11 protein-coding genes, 2 tRNA genes and 6 rRNA genes are annotated in these 20,382 nt (G+C 47.0%); 3 read left to right on the top strand and 16 right to left on the bottom strand.

Annotated elements, in window-relative coordinates; translation table 11 throughout:
* Positions 1 to 259: 259 nt before the first annotated feature.
* Complete coding sequence (groL, locus tag ACR42H_RS01595; RefSeq protein ID WP_113885276.1) at positions 260 to 1,891, bottom strand: chaperonin GroEL; 1,632 nt, start codon at positions 1,889 to 1,891, stop codon at positions 260 to 262.
* A gap of 61 nt (positions 1,892 to 1,952) precedes the next feature.
* A complete protein-coding gene (groES, locus tag ACR42H_RS01590) occupies positions 1,953 to 2,237 on the bottom strand; it encodes a co-chaperone GroES (RefSeq protein WP_009336289.1) in 285 nt (94 codons plus the stop codon).
* A 317-nt stretch (positions 2,238 to 2,554) separates the two neighbouring features.
* On the opposite strand from groES, the gene ACR42H_RS01585 reads away from it, so the two are divergent.
* Positions 2,555 to 3,280, top strand: a complete 726-nt coding sequence (locus tag ACR42H_RS01585) for a CPBP family intramembrane glutamic endopeptidase (protein WP_113885275.1) — start codon at positions 2,555 to 2,557, stop codon at positions 3,278 to 3,280.
* Positions 3,281 to 3,326: 46 nt separating this feature from the next.
* Positions 3,327 to 3,530, top strand: a complete 204-nt coding sequence (locus ACR42H_RS01580) for a YdiK family protein (protein ID WP_113885274.1) — start codon at positions 3,327 to 3,329, stop codon at positions 3,528 to 3,530.
* Between the two features lie 20 nt (positions 3,531 to 3,550).
* Here ACR42H_RS01580 and ACR42H_RS01575 read toward each other — a convergent pair whose 3' ends face one another.
* Both ACR42H_RS01575 and moaC read right to left on the bottom strand, forming a co-directional pair.
* Positions 3,551 to 4,195, bottom strand: coding sequence for a redox-sensing transcriptional repressor Rex (locus ACR42H_RS01575; protein ID WP_113885273.1), 645 nt, complete (start codon positions 4,193 to 4,195; stop codon positions 3,551 to 3,553).
* Between the two features lie 27 nt (positions 4,196 to 4,222).
* The gene (gene moaC / locus ACR42H_RS01570; protein WP_019382367.1) at positions 4,223 to 4,705 is read right to left on the bottom strand and encodes a cyclic pyranopterin monophosphate synthase MoaC; all 483 of its coding nucleotides are present in this window, start codon (positions 4,703 to 4,705) and stop codon (positions 4,223 to 4,225) included.
* A gap of 190 nt (positions 4,706 to 4,895) precedes the next feature.
* Between moaC and ACR42H_RS01565 the strand changes: the two genes are divergently transcribed.
* The gene (locus tag ACR42H_RS01565) at positions 4,896 to 6,818 is read left to right on the top strand and encodes an ABC-F family ATP-binding cassette domain-containing protein (protein ID WP_436374518.1); all 1,923 of its coding nucleotides are present in this window, start codon (positions 4,896 to 4,898) and stop codon (positions 6,816 to 6,818) included.
* Positions 6,819 to 7,046: 228 nt separating this feature from the next.
* Here ACR42H_RS01565 and tsaD read toward each other — a convergent pair whose 3' ends face one another.
* The 12 genes from tsaD to ACR42H_RS01505 all read right to left on the bottom strand — a co-directional run bounded on the left by tsaD (position 7,047) and on the right by ACR42H_RS01505 (position 20,296).
* Positions 7,047 to 8,075, bottom strand: a complete 1,029-nt coding sequence (tsaD, locus tag ACR42H_RS01560; RefSeq protein ID WP_113885270.1) for a tRNA (adenosine(37)-N6)-threonylcarbamoyltransferase complex transferase subunit TsaD — start codon at positions 8,073 to 8,075, stop codon at positions 7,047 to 7,049.
* Entirely contained in the window at positions 8,075 to 8,524 is a 450-nt protein-coding gene (gene rimI / locus ACR42H_RS01555) for a ribosomal protein S18-alanine N-acetyltransferase (RefSeq protein WP_113885269.1), read from the bottom strand. Before rimI ends, tsaD begins: the two co-directional genes overlap by 1 nt.
* 18 nt (positions 8,525 to 8,542) lie before the next feature.
* Entirely contained in the window at positions 8,543 to 9,247 is a 705-nt protein-coding gene (gene tsaB, locus ACR42H_RS01550) for a tRNA (adenosine(37)-N6)-threonylcarbamoyltransferase complex dimerization subunit type 1 TsaB (protein WP_436374517.1), read from the bottom strand.
* Positions 9,244 to 9,699: a tRNA (adenosine(37)-N6)-threonylcarbamoyltransferase complex ATPase subunit type 1 TsaE gene (gene tsaE / locus ACR42H_RS01545; RefSeq protein WP_113885267.1), complete on the bottom strand. Its 456-nt coding sequence runs from the start codon at positions 9,697 to 9,699 to the stop codon at positions 9,244 to 9,246. The genes tsaB and tsaE overlap by 4 nt, the downstream gene beginning before the upstream one ends.
* Before the next feature lie 367 nt (positions 9,700 to 10,066).
* Positions 10,067 to 10,143 (bottom strand) — tRNA-Asp (locus ACR42H_RS01540).
* Positions 10,144 to 10,146: 3 nt separating this feature from the next.
* Positions 10,147 to 10,220, bottom strand: a tRNA-Met gene (locus ACR42H_RS01535).
* A 42-nt stretch (positions 10,221 to 10,262) separates the two neighbouring features.
* Positions 10,263 to 10,379, bottom strand: a 5S ribosomal RNA gene (gene rrf, locus ACR42H_RS01530).
* Positions 10,380 to 10,454: 75 nt separating this feature from the next.
* Positions 10,455 to 13,390, bottom strand: a 23S ribosomal RNA gene (locus tag ACR42H_RS01525).
* Between the two features lie 206 nt (positions 13,391 to 13,596).
* Positions 13,597 to 15,146: ribosomal RNA gene (locus ACR42H_RS01520) — 16S ribosomal RNA — on the bottom strand.
* 266 nt (positions 15,147 to 15,412) lie between these two features.
* Positions 15,413 to 15,529 (bottom strand): 5S ribosomal RNA (gene rrf / locus ACR42H_RS01515).
* Between the two features lie 75 nt (positions 15,530 to 15,604).
* Positions 15,605 to 18,540: ribosomal RNA gene (locus ACR42H_RS01510) — 23S ribosomal RNA — on the bottom strand.
* Between the two features lie 206 nt (positions 18,541 to 18,746).
* Positions 18,747 to 20,296: ribosomal RNA gene (locus ACR42H_RS01505) — 16S ribosomal RNA — on the bottom strand.
* The 16S, 23S and 5S rRNA genes sit together here with 2 tRNA genes alongside, the layout of an rRNA operon.
* Between the last annotated feature and the right edge of the window lie 86 nt (positions 20,297 to 20,382).

The raw sequence follows: 20,382 nt of genomic DNA, 5'->3' as shown, positions 1-20,382 counted from the left end.
ATTGATAATGATAACTATTATCAATATTAGAGTTGAATCATCTTAATGTCAATCTAATTTCAAGTTATCATAAAGGATCTAATAGGGGACATGCAGGTTCATTGTCCCAAAATTTTTTAATTTTATGTTGGTTGGTGTCTAGGTAAATATAAAAAAACTTCCCAGTAATTCGAGAATTACTGGGAAGCCTCCATTTTGTTAGCAAATGTTATAATATTACTCTCACCTTACCAACAAATCCCAAGGGTTGGGGGGCAGATTACATCATGCCGCCCATTCCGCCCATGCCGCCCATATCAGGCATTGCAGGAGCAGCGTTTTCTTCTGGCTTGTCAGCAACAACTGCTTCAGTTGTTAAGAACATAGCCGCAACTGATCCAGCGTTTTGAAGAGCTGAACGAGTTACTTTAGTTGGGTCAACAATACCTGCTTCGATCATGTTTACCCATTCGCCAGTAGCAGCGTTGAAGCCAGTTCCAACTGCTTCGCGCTTTAAGCGGTCAACAATGATAGAACCTTCTAGTCCGGCATTGTGAGCGATTGTGCGGACTGGCTCTTCCATCGCACGCAATACGATGTTAACACCAGTTGCTTCATCGCCTTCAGCCTGGATAGCAGCCACTTTATTGTATACGTTTAGTAGGGCAACACCACCACCGGAAACGATGCCTTCTTCTACAGCAGCACGTGTAGAGTTAAGGGCGTCTTCGATGCGAAGCTTACGCTCTTTTAGTTCAGTTTCAGTAGCAGCACCAACTTTAACAACTGCAACTCCGCCAGCAAGTTTAGCCAGGCGCTCTTGTAATTTTTCGCGGTCAAATTCAGAAGTTGTTTCTTCCATTTGCGTGCGAATTTGGTTAACACGACCGCCGATTTGCGCGCTGTCTCCAGCACCCTCAACGATTGTAGTGTTTTCTTTTGTAACAACTACTTTAGTAGCGCGTCCTAAAGAGTCGATTGTAGCAGACTTAAGGTCACGGCCAAGCTCTTCTGTAATTACCTCGCCGCCAGTTAGAATCGCGATGTCTTCTAACATAGCCTTACGACGGTCACCGAAGCCAGGAGCTTTAACAGCAACTGCATTGAAAGTTCCGCGAAGCTTGTTAACTACCAATGTAGCCAAAGCTTCACCTTCAACATCCTCAGCTACAAGCAATAGCGGCTTGCCTTGCTGTACCACCTGCTCAAGGACAGGAAGGATTTCCTGGATGCTTGTGATCTTCTTATCAGTGATTAAGATATAAGGGTTTTCAAGAACCGCTTCCATCTTATCAGAATCTGTTACCATGTATGGAGAAGCATATCCGCGGTCGAATTGCATACCTTCTACCACATCAAGCTCAGTAGTGAATCCTTTAGATTCCTCAATTGTGATAACACCATCGTTGCCAACGCGCTCCATAGCTTCAGCGATTAGCTGGCCAACTTCATTGTCAGCAGCTGAGATCGCAGCAACTTGAGCGATAGATTCCTTGTTTTCAATAGGCTTTGAAATAGTTTTTAATTCTTCAACAGCCGTAACAACCGCTTTTTCAATACCTTTGCGGATGCCCATTGGGTTAGCGCCTGCAGTAACGTTCTTAAGACCTTCACGGATCATTGCCTGAGCAAGAACAGTTGCAGTTGTTGTACCGTCACCGGCAACATCATTTGTTTTGCTTGCAACTTCAGCAACAAGCTTTGCACCCATGTTTTCGAAAGCATCTTCAAGTTCGATTTCTTTCGCAATTGTCACACCATCATTAGTGATAAGCGGAGAACCGAACTTCTTCTCAAGAACCACGTTGCGTCCTTTAGGTCCAAGAGTTACTTTTACCGCATTTGCAAGGGAATCCACACCGCGAAGCATCGCGCGGCGAGCTTCTTCACTAAATTTAATCTCTTTAGCCATTGATAAAAACCTCCTCAAAAATTTTAGCTTTATCTTTTAATAATCTTCGTCTGATCGGCGATTAGCCAATTACAGCAAGAATGTCATTTTCGCGTAAAATTAAATATTCTTTGCCTTCGTACTTTACTTCAGTACCGGCATATTTTGAGAAGATGATACGGTCGCCGTCAGCAACTTCAAGGGCAACACGCTCACCATTTTCAAGAACGCGGCCAGTTCCCACAGCTACAACTTTACCTTCTTGAGGCTTCTCTTTAGCAGTGTCCGGCAGTACGATGCCGCTTGCAGTTTTTTCTTCAGTTTCAACAAGCTCGATAATGATTCGATCACCTAGTGGCTTTAACAAGTGAAACAACCTCCTCAAATAATATGTAAATATTTTTATTTATTAGCACTCTCTCTGTATGAGTGCTAACACAATTATTATATTAATGAATCTCATTTCTATTTGCAAGGGTGAAGCTTAAATTTTTTAGAAAAAATTTCATTCGCCCATACACGCTATTTTTCGACACAGACAACCTCTTAAGTATGCTTTGGAACTCTTCTCTTTAACCATGGTATTCTCCTGCTTTGATACTGATATTTGAAACCCGCTCCTTATTAAGAGTACAATGGCTTTAGGACTTGTTTTCCAACACTCAGATTAAGGAGTATAACATTTTGAAGAAGGAATATTGGTTTATATTAATAGCTTATATTGCCATGCAGCTGTCCAGTTTGTTTGGCGTTCCGCTTGTGTTATTTATTGCAGATGCCCTCGGACAGAATCCCGAAAACATGCAGATCATGGCTGTAGCCTACTGGCTTGTCATCAGTTTTACGGTTACACTGATCATTACGCTTCTATTATTAAGAAAAGAGATGAAAAGAGGCCTGGATAGGGATGCATCTTCCGCAGCAAACTCAGCGGGCTGGGCAATTGGGGGTATATTTTTGGCCCTGATCGCTCAAGCTACTGCTGCCAGCATTGAAAATATGATTGGCATTGAAATGGGGTCTGAGAATACACAGCAGATTATCCGGATTATTGAAGCATCGCCAATCGTAATTTTAATCAGCTCGGTTATCGGGCCAATACTTGAGGAGATTGTCTTTAGAAAAATTATTTTCGGTTCACTCCATAAGCGCTTCAACTTCTTCCTATCGGCCCTGATCAGCTCAGTCATCTTTGCACTTGCCCATTTTGAGCCTGAACATGTACTGCTGTACTCGGCAATGGGGTTCACATTTGCTTTCTTATATGTCAAGACGAAGCGGATTATTGTCCCGATTTTTGCCCATGTGGCGATGAACACCTTTGTTGCGGTTATCCAGCTGAATCAGGATAATATGCAAAAATGGTTAGAAGAAATGGAAAAAATGCAGAGCTTTATCAGCTTTTTCTAGCATAGTGAAATGCTGTGCAGAGTTTTAAACTTATTGGGGGATTTTGATGAGAAGCACACCTTTGTTTTCAGGCTTTATTTACATCCTTCTCGGATGCCTTTTCACTTTTATAGCCATACAGAATATTCAGCGTGAAGAAACCTGGGGATTCTTTACTTATTTTCTGATCATAATTGCCACATTCGATTTAGGCACCGGTCTGCGGATGGTTGGCATGCATTTTAAAATGAAAAATAAAGTGAAAAAATGAGCCCGCAAAAGGCTCATTTTTTACAGTTGTTCGGGATAGTTTTTCAGAAAATAAACCAGTGACTGCAATTCTACTGCCAGATCGATATGGTGAATCCGAATCGAGGCTGGCACAGTAAGCCTCGCAGGTGTAAAATTAAGGATTCCTTTTATTTTCGCATTCACCATCCGATCGGTAATAGCCTGGGCAGGCGGTGCCGGCACTGTTAAAATCGCCACCTGAATATTATTATTTATAATAACTTCTTCAAGGTCATCCATATGATGAACCGGCACATCACCGATACTCGTGCCAACCTTACTCTCATCAACATCAAAGGCTACTTCTATTTTGGTATTATTATTTTTAAGAAAATTATAGTTAAGAAAGGCTGTTCCTAAATTCCCTACCCCGACCAAAGCTACTTTAGTCAGTTCATCCTGGTCAAGAGTCTTCCGAAAGAAGCTCAGCAGGTAATTCACATTATATCCATATCCTTTTTTCCCTAACGCACCAAAGTACGAAAAGTCGCGGCGGATTGTAGCAGAATCTACCTTTACCGCCTCACTCAATTCTGCTGAAGAGACTCTTTGTTTGCCTGATGAGTGAAGGTTTTTTAGAAAGCGGTAGTATAAAGGCAGCCGTTTAGCTGTTGCCTGCGGTATCTTAATTGGTTCATTGGCCATTCGTCCATCCCCATTTCTTATGATGAATTAATTTCTTTTAAAATCTCCGTTTTTCCCGCCTGTTTTCTCTATTAAAAAGGTTGGCCCAATCACCATTCCTTTATCGACAGCCTTGCACATGTCATATACGGTCAACGCACAGACAGAAGCGGCTGTTAACGCTTCCATTTCCACACCCGTATTTCCCTTCGTTTTTACAGAAGCAGTAATGATCAGGACATACTCTTCCTCTTCCGCCTTCCATGAAAATGAAATGTCCACGCCCTTAAGCGGCAGCGGATGGCACATCGGAATAATGTCCCATGTTTTCTTGCTCGCCATAATGCCTGCAGTCTGTGCAACAGCGAGTACATCCCCTTTTTTCATGGAGTTGGATGTTATTTTCTCATATATCTCCTGATTAAGAGTAATACTTGATTGAGCAATGGCTGTCCTTGCCGTCTCAGGTTTATCGCTGACATCCACCATTTTTGCCCTGCCCTCTTGATTAAAATGAGTAAAATCCGCCATTCAAAACACCTCTCTTCAAAATCATACACTATTTTTCTGTTACTTTGTATGTGCTTTGTATTGTTCTTCACATATTTATTTGCCTTTTGTCTTGATTTAATGCCCTTCAGAAGGGCTTATAGTCCTGTCTCCTTTATTGCCGAACATATATGAATGAGTTACACTTACTCTATACCCGAGGTGAAAGAACATGATACTATTACAAGTCAATCAGCTGGCAAAAAATTTTGGCGCTGATCCCATTTTAACCAATATAAAGCTTGAAGTACAAACCAGGGACAGGATTGCTCTAGTAGGGCGCAATGGTGCAGGAAAATCCACCCTTTTAAAAATCATTGCCGGACAAATGACATATGACTCCGGTGAGATTATAAAGCCAAAGGAAGTAACAATTGGCTATCTTGCACAAAATACCGGACTGGAATCAGAGTTATCCATTTGGGATGAAATGCTGACTGTTTTTAGTCATCTGCAGCAGCAGGAAAAACAGCTTCGCAGCCTTGAAGGACAAATGGCGGACCCTGATGTCCTAAATAATTCTGATGCCTATGAACGCATCTTAAAAGAATACGACAAGCTTCAGGTTGATTTCAAAGAAAATGGCGGCTATCAATATGAGGCAGATATCCGTTCCATTCTCCATGGACTCAACTTCAGTTCATTGGGCTATGACACTAAAATTTCATCATTGAGCGGCGGCCAGCGTACTAGAATGGCCCTTGGTAAACTTCTGCTGACAAAGCCTGATATCTTAATACTGGACGAGCCTACCAACCACCTGGATATTGAAACATTATCATGGCTTGAACAATACCTGCAGGGATACAATGGCGCCATTCTAATCGTATCCCATGACCGATATTTCCTTGATAAGGTCGTTTCTCAGGTTTACGAGATTTCCCGCAACCAAATAAGAAAGTATCCGGGAAACTACAGTTCATATCTGGATCAAAAAGCGGCTAACTTCGAAAGAGAAATGAAGCAATTCGAGAAACAGCAGGAAGAGATCGCTAAACTGCAGGATTTTATCCAGAGAAACCTTGCACGTGCTTCCACAACCAAAAGGGCACAAAGCCGCAGAAAGCAGCTGGCCAGAATGGACGTGATGGACAGGCCGCTGGGAGACGAGAAATCAGCTTCTTTTGGCTTTAACATTGAACGGCAATCGGGCAATGAGGTTTTAAATATTCATTCTCTTGCTATAGGCTATGAAGAGATAGTCAGCGAGAATATTTCACTGCGACTGGCAAGAGGCGACAGCATAGCACTTGTAGGGCCAAATGGAATTGGCAAATCCACTTTGCTCAAAACCATCATCAAAAAAATCTCTTCTTTTTCCGGGGAGATTCAGTACGGTTCCAATGTGACAATTGGCTACTATGACCAGGAACAGGCGGAACTCACCAGCAACAAAAGAGTCCTAAACGAATTATGGGATGAATACCCGCTAAAACCGGAAAAGGAAATCCGGACGATACTTGGGAACTTTCTTTTCTCTGGTGACGATGTTCTTAAAACTGTTTCAACACTGAGTGGCGGTGAAAAGGCACGTCTTGCACTTGCGAAGCTTATGATGCAGAAATCCAATTTCTTAATCCTCGACGAGCCTACAAACCATTTGGACCTGGATAGCAAAGAAATTCTTGAAAATGCATTGATCGATTATCCTGGAACGATTCTCTTTGTATCTCATGACAGATATTTTATCAACAGAATCACAACAAAGGTAGTTGAACTTTCCGGCATTGGGGCAACAGAGTATCTCGGCGATTATGATTATTATGTGGAAAAAAAGCAGGAACAAGAGGAACTCCTTGCACTTAATGAGCAAGACAAATCCACCGCATCACAGCCTGTTAAGCAGGAGAAAAATAATTATCAGCAGGATAAAGAAGCCAAAAAGCTCGAACGCCAGCGTAAAAGAAGAATGGAAGAAATTGAAGAGCAAATAGAAGCATTGGAGAAAGTAATCGATATGAATGATCAGCTTCTCTGTGATCCGAATATTTATCAAGACCATGAAAAAGTGATGGGCATCACTAATGAAACTGATGAAGCAAAAGCAAAGCTGGAAGAATTGATGGAAGAATGGACACTTTTAGCTGATGACTAATAAAGGAAAATTCATAACTTTTAGACTGGTAGAATAGTCACTGCCAGTCTTTTTTATTATCCACAGAGATAATCACAAGAAAAACACAGTTATATATACTCTCCACAGACTTTTCCACATTATCCACAACTTAAACTGTTTTTATCCACATTATCAACATAAAATTCTGAAATAAATGATATTATCCACAAAAAAAGCCCCCTATGCGGTCGGGGACTTTTTCCTAATTTATTTATCATTGTGGATAGTGATGTCCAAACCAGGATTGGCATTTAAATCAAGACCGGCGAATTGTCCTTTTTTAAACAGCACACTTCCTGCTGCAGCAATCATTGCTGCATTATCTGTGCATAAAGTTAATGGTGGAATAATAAGCTTTATATCCGCTTTGTCCCCAAACCTCTTCTCCAAAGAAGCTCGAAGTCCTTTATTCGCCGCAACCCCGCCTGCGAGCAGCAGCTGCTTCACCTGATATTCTTCAACGGCTCTTTCTGTTTTCGTTACTAATACATCAATGACACTTTCCTGGAAGCTTGCGGCCAGATCTTCCGGCACAATGGTCTCACCACGCTGCTCAGCATTATGAACAGTGTTGATAACGGCAGACTTTAAGCCGCTGAAGCTAAAATCGTATGAACCTTCTTCCAGCCACGCTCTCGGAAGCTGAATCGTTGGGTTCCCTTCATGAGCGAGTCTGTCGATGTGAGGACCGCCAGGATATGGCAGATTTAATGTCCGGGCAACTTTATCATAGGCCTCTCCTGCAGCATCATCCCTTGTCTCACCAATCACTTCGAAATGGCCATGCTCCTTCATATAGACCAGCTCTGTATGACCGCCGGAGACTACCAGGGACAGTAATGGAAATTCCATTTCTTCAACCAATCGATTGGCATAAATATGTCCAGCAATATGATGGACGCCTACAAGGGGGATACCATGAGCAAAAGCAATAGCTTTAGCGGCATTAACCCCGATCAGCAGCGCTCCTACAAGGCCAGGTCCTTCAGTCACAGCAATTGCTGAAAGATCTGAGTATGTGATGCCAGCCTTATATAATGCTTCTTCCAACACTATAGTTATCTGTTCAACATGATGGCGGGAAGCTATTTCCGGGACTACTCCCCCAAAACGTTTATGGCTTTCTATTTGGGATGCAACTATATTGGCTGAGATTTCACGGCCATTCTTAATGATGGCAACAGCCGTTTCATCACAGCTTGTTTCAATTCCCATGATCCATTGATCTTTTTTCATTATAAATTCACCCACATTACTAAAGCATCTTCTTGATTATCAGTATAGTAGTTTTTCCTTATGGCTCCATTTTGAAAACCAAGCTTTCGGTACAAGGACTGAGCTGTGAAGTTAGATACTCTTACTTCCAGAGTCATCGTGATGGCCCCCATTTCAGATGCAATCTCCATTAACTTTCGCATAAGAGCTTCTCCAAGTTTTCTCCCGCGATATTCAGGGAGCAGTGCAACATTTGTGATATGAGCTTCGTCCACGACTATCCATGCTCCACAGTAGCCTATTACTTTATTTTCTTCTTCTAATACAACATACAAAGCAAACTGATTTTGTGTTAATTCGTTAAAAAAGGCCTCCCTGCTCCAGGGTGTTGCAAAGGACATATGTTCTATTTCCAAAACATCATCAATATCCTCTTCATTCATAAAACGGAAAGTTAAGGATTTATTCATACGTTCGCTTCCTCATCACTATAGCTTTTTTTCTTGGTTTGCTTTTATCCAATTAGCTTCAGCTTCAGCAATCCTAATATAATTAGGAACAAAAGAGTGAACTTCCTCAGGCTCTCTGTCTCTGCCTAACAAGGCGAGTTCTGCCGGCCTTGGATTATGTTCTGCAGGCGAAGCGTACACAGCCCGGTCTCTAAGGGATTCTGCAAATACCTCTTTATGTAAAGGCAAATCATTCCCAATAAAAAGGACCTTCTCTTGCTGCTCAGAAAGCATTGCTGCCCAATCTTTTGCAAGAAGGAGCTGGTCTTTCATAAGAGATGCTAACTGCCCTTCCTTATATTGATACAGGCCAGTATATATTTGTCCTCTCCGTGCATCAAATAGAGGAGATATGACGCCATTAAAGTATCTGCCAGCCGAAGCCGCATAAATTTCCAGGCTGGATACCCCAACCAGCGGCTTCTTTAAAGTCCAGGCCAGAGTTTTTGCAATTGTTACCCCAATACGGACACCTGTATAGGATCCAGGTCCTTTCGCAACAACAATTTTGTCTAACTCAGCCGGCGTAACACCACAATCTTTCATTAATATATCAATTGCCGGCATAACACGAACAGAGTGATTCTTTTTTACATTGGTAATATACTCGCCTATAACCTGATCACCATCCAAAAGAGCTACTCCCAAAGGATAATTGGATGTATCAATGGCTAAAACCTTCATAATATTATCTCCTTACACAATTCCTCATATCTTTTTCCCTGGGGATCCAGGACAAGCTTTCTTGAATCATTATCATCAAGATATAAATAAATCGTCAACAGCTCTTCGGGCAGCTGTTCTTTAACTAGATGAGCCCATTCTACAACTGTGACCCCATTGCCTTCAAAATATTCATCAAACCCCAAATCCTCAAAGGAATCTTCAACTCTATATACATCCATATGATAAAGGGGCAACCTTCCTTGGTATTCTTTTATAATCGTAAAAGTGGGGCTATTTACATTACGGGTAATATTAAGTCCTTTTGCCAGCCCCTTGGTGAATGTCGTTTTTCCTGCTCCCAAATCTCCTTCTAGAGCAAGGACATCCCCCGGCTGAAGCAGGCTGCCCAGCCTTTCCGAAAACGCCATCGTATCCTCTGGCTTCTTAGAGATAAACTCAAACTGACTCATATGATTCATCACCTTTTATAGTCTAATCTATAAATGAAAAGAAAAGCGGAAGCGCCTTGTCCTCCCCCGACAAGCACAAGACGAGCCGTACGGAAAGGTGTTCTTTACCTTTCTGGGCTTATTGGCTTGTGACCTCGAGGGGGTAGGCGCTGGAGCTAGACAGTTCTCGAAGTACAAAGATATAAATTCTGATATTACAAAAAAACCTTAGGATAAATCCTAAGGAGAATAATCTATATGTAGTTTACCTTATTTTACAGCAATGGGCAAAGTAAGCTATTTTCGTAAATGGAATATAAGCTTAAGATAAAAAAGCATAAAAAAAGACGAAACCAGGTTTCGTTTTGCTTTTTTTAACATTAGAAAATGGCGGTCCGGACGGGACTCGAACCCGCGACCTCCTGCGTGACAGGCAGGCATTCTAACCAACTGAACTACCGGACCAGATTGCGGGGGCAGGATTTGAACCTGCGACCTTCGGGTTATGAGCCCGACGAGCTACCGGACTGCTCCACCCCGCGATAGTATTATTTATGTGATTTTTCATCACAAATTGTTGTTTCGCCCGGCAGCGTCCTACTCTCACAGGGGGACAGCCCCCAACTACCATCGGCGCTGAGAAGCTTAACTTTCGTGTTCGGTATGGGAACGGGTGTGACCTTCTCGCTATCGCCACCGGACTATTTGGTTGAAGAAACTTCGTTCCCTCAAAACTAGATAATGTATGAAGAAGCATATGCCGAGTATTCACCAATGTGGTTAAGTCCTCGATCGATTAGTATCAGTCAGCTCCACATGTCGCCACGCTTCCACCTCTGACCTATCAACCTGATCATCTTTCAGGGATCTTACTAGCTTGACGCTATGGGAAATCTCATCTCGAGGGGGGCTTCATGCTTAGATGCTTTCAGCACTTATCCCTTCCGCACATAGCTACCCAGCGATGCCTTTGGCAAGACAACTGGTACACCAGCGGTGCGTCCATCCCGGTCCTCTCGTACTAAGGACAGCTCCTCTCAAATTTCCTGCGCCCACGACGGATAGGGACCGAACTGTCTCACGACGTTCTGAACCCAGCTCGCGTACCGCTTTAATGGGCGAACAGCCCAACCCTTGGGACCGACTACAGCCCCAGGATGCGATGAGCCGACATCGAGGTGCCAAACCTCCCCGTCGATGTGGACTCTTGGGGGAGATAAGCCTGTTATCCCCGGGGTAGCTTTTATCCGTTGAGCGATGGCCCTTCCATGCGGAACCACCGGATCACTAAGCCCGACTTTCGTCCCTGCTCGACTTGTAGGTCTCGCAGTCAAGCTCCCTTGTGCCTTTACACTCTGCGAATGATTTCCAACCATTCTGAGGGAACCTTTGGGCGCCTCCGTTACTTTTTAGGAGGCGACCGCCCCAGTCAAACTGCCCACCTGACACTGTCTCCCGCCCCGATAAGGGGCGCGGGTTAGAATTTCAATACAGCCAGGGTAGTATCCCACCGACGCCTCCACCGAAGCTAGCGCTCCGGCTTCTCAGGCTCCTACCTATCCTGTACAAGCTGTACCAAAATTCAATATCAGGCTACAGTAAAGCTCCACGGGGTCTTTCCGTCCTGTCGCGGGTAACCTGCATCTTCACAGGTACTATAATTTCACCGAGTCTCTCGTTGAGACAGTGCCCAGATCGTTACGCCTTTCGTGCGGGTCGGAACTTACCCGACAAGGAATTTCGCTACCTTAGGACCGTTATAGTTACGGCCGCCGTTTACTGGGGCTTCGATTCAAAGCTTCGCTTGCGCTAACCTCTCCTCTTAACCTTCCAGCACCGGGCAGGCGTCAGCCCCTATACTTCGCCTTGCGGCTTCGCAGAGACCTGTGTTTTTGCTAAACAGTCGCCTGGGCCTATTCACTGCGGCTCATCAGGGCTATTCACCCTAATGAGCACCCCTTCTCCCGAAGTTACGGGGTCATTTTGCCGAGTTCCTTAACGAGAGTTCTCTCGCTCACCTTAGGATTCTCTCCTCGCCTACCTGTGTCGGTTTGCGGTACGGGCACCTTTTCCCTCGCTAGAGGCTTTTCTTGGCAGTGTGGAATCAGGAACTTCGGTACTAAATTTCCCTCGCCGTCACAGCTCAGCCTATGTGGTAACGGGATTTGCCTCGTTACCGGCCTAACTGCTTGGACGCGCTAATCCAGCAGCGCGCTTACCCTATCCTCCTGCGTCCCCCCATTGCTCAAACGGTAAAGAGGTGGTACAGGAATATCAACCTGTTGTCCATCGCCTACGCTTTTCAGCCTCGGCTTAGGTCCCGACTAACCCTGAGCGGACGAGCCTTCCTCAGGAAACCTTAGGCATTCGGTGGATGGGATTCTCACCCATCTTTCGCTACTCATACCGGCATTCTCACTTCTAAGCGCTCCACGGGTCCTTGCGATCCCGCTTCAACGCCCTTAGAACGCTCTCCTACCACTGACATCGTAAGATGTCAATCCACAGCTTCGGTGATACGTTTAGCCCCGGTACATTTTCGGCGCGGAGTCACTCGACCAGTGAGCTATTACGCACTCTTTAAATGGTGGCTGCTTCTAAGCCAACATCCTGGTTGTCTAAGCAACTCCACATCCTTTTCCACTTAACGTATACTTTGGGACCTTAGCTGGTGGTCTGGGCTGTTTCCCTCTTGACTACGGATCTTATCACTCGCAGTCTGACTCCCATGGATAAGTCTTTGGCATTCGGAGTTTGTCTGAATTCGGTAACCCGATGGGGGCCCCTAGTCCAAACAGTGCTCTACCTCCAAGACTCTTACTACATGAGGCTAGCCCTAAAGCTATTTCGGAGAGAACCAGCTATCTCCAAGTTCGATTGGAATTTCTCCGCTACCCACACCTCATCCCCGCACTTTTCAACGTGCGTGGGTTCGGGCCTCCATCCAGTGTTACCTGGACTTCACCCTGGACATGGGTAGATCACCTGGTTTCGGGTCTACGACCACATACTCATTCGCCCTATTCAGACTCGCTTTCGCTGCGGCTCCGTCTCATCAACTTAACCTCGCATGTAATCGTAACTCGCCGGTTCATTCTACAAAAGGCACGCTATCACCCATTAACGGGCTCTAACTACTTGTAGGCACACGGTTTCAGGATCTCTTTCACTCCCCTTCCGGGGTGCTTTTCACCTTTCCCTCACGGTACTGGTTCACTATCGGTCACTAGGGAGTATTTAGCCTTGGGAGATGGTCCTCCCTGCTTCCGACGGGATTTCTCGTGTCCCGCCGTACTCAGGATCCACTCTGGAGGGAACGAAGTTTCAACTACAGGGCTTTTACCTTCTCTGGCCGGCCTTTCCAGACCTGTTCATTTACCTCGTTCCTTTGTAACTCCGTATAGAGTGTCCTACAACCCCAGGAGGCAAGCCTCCTGGTTTGGGCTAATCCCGTTTCGCTCGCCGCTACTCAGGGAATCGCGTTTGCTTTCTCTTCCTCCGGGTACTTAGATGTTTCAGTTCCCCGGGTCTGCCTTCCATACCCTATGTATTCAGGTAAAGATCCTATCCCATTACGGATAGGGGGTTTCCCCATTCGGAAATCTCCGGATCAAAGCTTACTTACAGCTCCCCGAAGCATATCGGTGTTAGTACCGTCCTTCATCGGCTCCTAGTGCCAAGGCATTCACCGTGCGCCCTTTCTAACTTAACCGTATTTGACAGGTTCATCGAAGATGAACAAGATCAAAGGTTTTTTACTCTATTTAACATAGAGAGAATTCACTAAAATGGCGATTACTCGGTTATTGCTTCTTCATAATCATTATCTAGTTTTCAAAGAACGAATCTTTCATTGAGAGATTGAACTCTCAAAACTGAACGAACAAAACGCGTCACGTTTCATGTAAATATCCTTAGAAAGGAGGTGATCCAGCCGCACCTTCCGATACGGCTACCTTGTTACGACTTCACCCCAATCATCTGTCCCACCTTAGGCGGCTGGCTCCAAAAGGTTACCCCACCGACTTCGGGTGTTACAAACTCTCGTGGTGTGACGGGCGGTGTGTACAAGGCCCGGGAACGTATTCACCGCGGCATGCTGATCCGCGATTACTAGCGATTCCGGCTTCATGCAGGCGAGTTGCAGCCTGCAATCCGAACTGAGAATGGTTTTATGGGATTCGCTTAACCTCGCGGTCTCGCAGCCCTTTGTACCATCCATTGTAGCACGTGTGTAGCCCAGGTCATAAGGGGCATGATGATTTGACGTCATCCCCACCTTCCTCCGGTTTGTCACCGGCAGTCACCTTAGAGTGCCCAACTGAATGCTGGCAACTAAGATCAAGGGTTGCGCTCGTTGCGGGACTTAACCCAACATCTCACGACACGAGCTGACGACAACCATGCACCACCTGTCATCCTGTCCCCCGAAGGGGAACGCCCTATCTCTAGGGTTGTCAGGAGATGTCAAGACCTGGTAAGGTTCTTCGCGTTGCTTCGAATTAAACCACATGCTCCACCGCTTGTGCGGGCCCCCGTCAATTCCTTTGAGTTTCAGCCTTGCGGCCGTACTCCCCAGGCGGAGTGCTTAATGCGTTTGCTGCAGCACTAAAGGGCGGAAACCCTCTAACACTTAGCACTCATCGTTTACGGCGTGGACTACCAGGGTATCTAATCCTGTTTGCTCCCCACGCTTTCGCGCCTCAGCGTCAGTTACAGACCAAAGAGTCGCCTTCGCCACTGGTGTTCCTCCACATCTCTACGCATTTCACCGCTACACGTGGAATTCCACTCTTCTCTTCTGCACTCAAGTTCCCCAGTTTCCAATGACCCTCCCCGGTTGAGCCGGGGGCTTTCACATCAGACTTAAGGAACCGCCTGCGCGCGCTTTACGCCCAATAATTCCGGACAACGCTTGCCACCTACGTATTACCGCGGCTGCTGGCACGTAGTTAGCCGTGGCTTTCTGGTTAGGTACCGTCAAGGTACCGGCAGTTACTCCGGTACTTGTTCTTCCCTAACAACAGAGTTTTACGATCCGAAAACCTTCATCACTCACGCGGCGTTGCTCCGTCAGACTTTCGTCCATTGCGGAAGATTCCCTACTGCTGCCTCCCGTAGGAGTCTGGGCCGTGTCTCAGTCCCAGTGTGGCCGATCACCCTCTCAGGTCGGCTACGCATCGTTGCCTTGGTGAGCCGTTACCTCACCAACTAGCTAATGCGCCGCGGGCCCATCTGTAAGTGATAGCCGAAACCATCTTTCAGCTTTCCCTCATGTGAGGGAAAGAATTATCCGGTATTAGCCCCGGTTTCCCGGAGTTATCCCAGTCTTACAGGCAGGTTGCCCACGTGTTACTCACCCGTCCGCCGCTGACTTCAGGGAGCAAGCTCCCATCTGTCCGCTCGACTTGCATGTATTAGGCACGCCGCCAGCGTTCGTCCTGAGCCAGGATCAAACTCTCCATATAAGAGTTGATTAAGCTCATAAGTTGTCTTTTCAAAAAAGACTAATGATTTAACGTTGACGTTTTTGTTCGTTCAGTTTTCAAAGATCAATCAAGCAACTATATTAGAATAACATCTTAGAAATGATTCGTCAATACTTTTTTTAAAGTTTATTGAGAAATTATTTGCTGTATGTCTTTCTAATATTAAATTCATACTGGCGTTAGCAATGAAAAATATTCCAGTATGTAAGGATTAAAAAAGACAAAGAGCAAGACTCTCTGTCTTCGCCCGGCAGCGTCCTACTCTCACAGGGGGACAGCCCCCAACTACCATCGGCGCTGAGAAGCTTAACTTCCGTGTTCGGTATGGGAACGGGTGTGACCTTCTCGCTATCGCCACCGGACTATTTGGTTGAAGAAACTTCGTTCCCTCAAAACTAGATAATGTATGAAGAAGCATATGCCGAGTATTCACCAATGTGGTTAAGTCCTCGATCGATTAGTATCAGTCAGCTCCACATGTCGCCACGCTTCCACCTCTGACCTATCAACCTGATCATCTTTCAGGGATCTTACTAGCTTGACGCTATGGGAAATCTCATCTCGAGGGGGGCTTCATGCTTAGATGCTTTCAGCACTTATCCCTTCCGCACATAGCTACCCAGCGATGCCTTTGGCAAGACAACTGGTACACCAGCGGTGCGTCCATCCCGGTCCTCTCGTACTAAGGACAGCTCCTCTCAAATTTCCTGCGCCCACGACGGATAGGGACCGAACTGTCTCACGACGTTCTGAACCCAGCTCGCGTACCGCTTTAATGGGCGAACAGCCCAACCCTTGGGACCGACTACAGCCCCAGGATGCGATGAGCCGACATCGAGGTGCCAAACCTCCCCGTCGATGTGGACTCTTGGGGGAGATAAGCCTGTTATCCCCGGGGTAGCTTTTATCCGTTGAGCGATGGCCCTTCCATGCGGAACCACCGGATCACTAAGCCCGACTTTCGTCCCTGCTCGACTTGTAGGTCTCGCAGTCAAGCTCCCTTGTGCCTTTACACTCTGCGAATGATTTCCAACCATTCTGAGGGAACCTTTGGGCGCCTCCGTTACTTTTTAGGAGGCGACCGCCCCAGTCAAACTGCCCACCTGACACTGTCTCCCGCCCCGATAAGGGGCGCGGGTTAGAATTTCAATACAGCCAGGGTAGTATCCCACCGACGCCTCCACCGAAGCTAGCGCTCCGGCTTCTCAGGCTCCTACCTATCCTGTACAAGCTGTACCAAAATTCAATATCAGGCTACAGTAAAGCTCCACGGGGTCTTTCCGTCCTGTCGCGGGTAACCTGCATCTTCACAGGTACTATAATTTCACCGAGTCTCTCGTTGAGACAGTGCCCAGATCGTTACGCCTTTCGTGCGGGTCGGAACTTACCCGACAAGGAATTTCGCTACCTTAGGACCGTTATAGTTACGGCCGCCGTTTACTGGGGCTTCGATTCAAAGCTTCGCTTGCGCTAACCTCTCCTCTTAACCTTCCAGCACCGGGCAGGCGTCAGCCCCTATACTTCGCCTTGCGGCTTCGCAGAGACCTGTGTTTTTGCTAAACAGTCGCCTGGGCCTATTCACTGCGGCTCATCAGGGCTATTCACCCTAATGAGCACCCCTTCTCCCGAAGTTACGGGGTCATTTTGCCGAGTTCCTTAACGAGAGTTCTCTCGCTCACCTTAGGATTCTCTCCTCGCCTACCTGTGTCGGTTTGCGGTACGGGCACCTTTTCCCTCGCTAGAGGCTTTTCTTGGCAGTGTGGAATCAGGAACTTCGGTACTAAATTTCCCTCGCCGTCACAGCTCAGCCTATGTGGTAACGGGATTTGCCTCGTTACCGGCCTAACTGCTTGGACGCGCTAATCCAGCAGCGCGCTTACCCTATCCTCCTGCGTCCCCCCATTGCTCAAACGGTAAAGAGGTGGTACAGGAATATCAACCTGTTGTCCATCGCCTACGCTTTTCAGCCTCGGCTTAGGTCCCGACTAACCCTGAGCGGACGAGCCTTCCTCAGGAAACCTTAGGCATTCGGTGGATGGGATTCTCACCCATCTTTCGCTACTCATACCGGCATTCTCACTTCTAAGCGCTCCACGGGTCCTTGCGATCCCGCTTCAACGCCCTTAGAACGCTCTCCTACCACTGACATCGTAAGATGTCAATCCACAGCTTCGGTGATACGTTTAGCCCCGGTACATTTTCGGCGCGGAGTCACTCGACCAGTGAGCTATTACGCACTCTTTAAATGGTGGCTGCTTCTAAGCCAACATCCTGGTTGTCTAAGCAACTCCACATCCTTTTCCACTTAACGTATACTTTGGGACCTTAGCTGGTGGTCTGGGCTGTTTCCCTCTTGACTACGGATCTTATCACTCGCAGTCTGACTCCCATGGATAAGTCTTTGGCATTCGGAGTTTGTCTGAATTCGGTAACCCGATGGGGGCCCCTAGTCCAAACAGTGCTCTACCTCCAAGACTCTTACTACATGAGGCTAGCCCTAAAGCTATTTCGGAGAGAACCAGCTATCTCCAAGTTCGATTGGAATTTCTCCGCTACCCACACCTCATCCCCGCACTTTTCAACGTGCGTGGGTTCGGGCCTCCATCCAGTGTTACCTGGACTTCACCCTGGACATGGGTAGATCACCTGGTTTCGGGTCTACGACCACATACTCATTCGCCCTATTCAGACTCGCTTTCGCTGCGGCTCCGTCTCATCAACTTAACCTCGCATGTAATCGTAACTCGCCGGTTCATTCTACAAAAGGCACGCTATCACCCATTAACGGGCTCTAACTACTTGTAGGCACACGGTTTCAGGATCTCTTTCACTCCCCTTCCGGGGTGCTTTTCACCTTTCCCTCACGGTACTGGTTCACTATCGGTCACTAGGGAGTATTTAGCCTTGGGAGATGGTCCTCCCTGCTTCCGACGGGATTTCTCGTGTCCCGCCGTACTCAGGATCCACTCTGGAGGGAACGAAGTTTCAACTACAGGGCTTTTACCTTCTCTGGCCGGCCTTTCCAGACCTGTTCATTTACCTCGTTCCTTTGTAACTCCGTATAGAGTGTCCTACAACCCCAGGAGGCAAGCCTCCTGGTTTGGGCTAATCCCGTTTCGCTCGCCGCTACTCAGGGAATCGCGTTTGCTTTCTCTTCCTCCGGGTACTTAGATGTTTCAGTTCCCCGGGTCTGCCTTCCATACCCTATGTATTCAGGTAAAGATCCTATCCCATTACGGATAGGGGGTTTCCCCATTCGGAAATCTCCGGATCAAAGCTTACTTACAGCTCCCCGAAGCATATCGGTGTTAGTACCGTCCTTCATCGGCTCCTAGTGCCAAGGCATTCACCGTGCGCCCTTTCTAACTTAACCGTATTTGACAGGTTCATCGAAGATGAACAAGATCAAAGGTTTTTTACTCTATTTAACATAGAGAGAATTCACTAAAATGGCGATTACTCGGTTATTGCTTCTTCATAATCATTATCTAGTTTTCAAAGAACGAATCTTTCATTGAGAGATTGAACTCTCAAAACTGAACGAACAAAACGCGTCACGTTTCATGTAAATATCCTTAGAAAGGAGGTGATCCAGCCGCACCTTCCGATACGGCTACCTTGTTACGACTTCACCCCAATCATCTGTCCCACCTTAGGCGGCTGGCTCCAAAAGGTTACCCCACCGACTTCGGGTGTTACAAACTCTCGTGGTGTGACGGGCGGTGTGTACAAGGCCCGGGAACGTATTCACCGCGGCATGCTGATCCGCGATTACTAGCGATTCCGGCTTCATGCAGGCGAGTTGCAGCCTGCAATCCGAACTGAGAATGGTTTTATGGGATTCGCTTAACCTCGCGGTCTCGCAGCCCTTTGTACCATCCATTGTAGCACGTGTGTAGCCCAGGTCATAAGGGGCATGATGATTTGACGTCATCCCCACCTTCCTCCGGTTTGTCACCGGCAGTCACCTTAGAGTGCCCAACTGAATGCTGGCAACTAAGATCAAGGGTTGCGCTCGTTGCGGGACTTAACCCAACATCTCACGACACGAGCTGACGACAACCATGCACCACCTGTCATCCTGTCCCCCGAAGGGGAACGCCCTATCTCTAGGGTTGTCAGGAGATGTCAAGACCTGGTAAGGTTCTTCGCGTTGCTTCGAATTAAACCACATGCTCCACCGCTTGTGCGGGCCCCCGTCAATTCCTTTGAGTTTCAGCCTTGCGGCCGTACTCCCCAGGCGGAGTGCTTAATGCGTTTGCTGCAGCACTAAAGGGCGGAAACCCTCTAACACTTAGCACTCATCGTTTACGGCGTGGACTACCAGGGTATCTAATCCTGTTTGCTCCCCACGCTTTCGCGCCTCAGCGTCAGTTACAGACCAAAGAGTCGCCTTCGCCACTGGTGTTCCTCCACATCTCTACGCATTTCACCGCTACACGTGGAATTCCACTCTTCTCTTCTGCACTCAAGTTCCCCAGTTTCCAATGACCCTCCCCGGTTGAGCCGGGGGCTTTCACATCAGACTTAAGGAACCGCCTGCGCGCGCTTTACGCCCAATAATTCCGGACAACGCTTGCCACCTACGTATTACCGCGGCTGCTGGCACGTAGTTAGCCGTGGCTTTCTGGTTAGGTACCGTCAAGGTACCGGCAGTTACTCCGGTACTTGTTCTTCCCTAACAACAGAGTTTTACGATCCGAAAACCTTCATCACTCACGCGGCGTTGCTCCGTCAGACTTTCGTCCATTGCGGAAGATTCCCTACTGCTGCCTCCCGTAGGAGTCTGGGCCGTGTCTCAGTCCCAGTGTGGCCGATCACCCTCTCAGGTCGGCTACGCATCGTTGCCTTGGTGAGCCGTTACCTCACCAACTAGCTAATGCGCCGCGGGCCCATCTGTAAGTGATAGCCGAAACCATCTTTCAGCTTTCCCTCATGTGAGGGAAAGAATTATCCGGTATTAGCCCCGGTTTCCCGGAGTTATCCCAGTCTTACAGGCAGGTTGCCCACGTGTTACTCACCCGTCCGCCGCTGACTTCAGGGAGCAAGCTCCCATCTGTCCGCTCGACTTGCATGTATTAGGCACGCCGCCAGCGTTCGTCCTGAGCCAGGATCAAACTCTCCATATAAGAGTTGATTAAGCTCATAAGTTGTCTTTTCAAAAAAGACTAATGATTTAACGTTGACGTTTTTGTTCGTTCAGTTTTCAAAGATC

The organism is Cytobacillus sp. BC1816, assembly GCF_051353635.1.
In the GTDB taxonomy this organism is placed as follows: domain Bacteria; phylum Bacillota; class Bacilli; order Bacillales; family Cytobacillaceae; genus Cytobacillus; species Cytobacillus oceanisediminis_C.
This window is presented reverse-complemented; position numbering and strand designations above follow the sequence as displayed.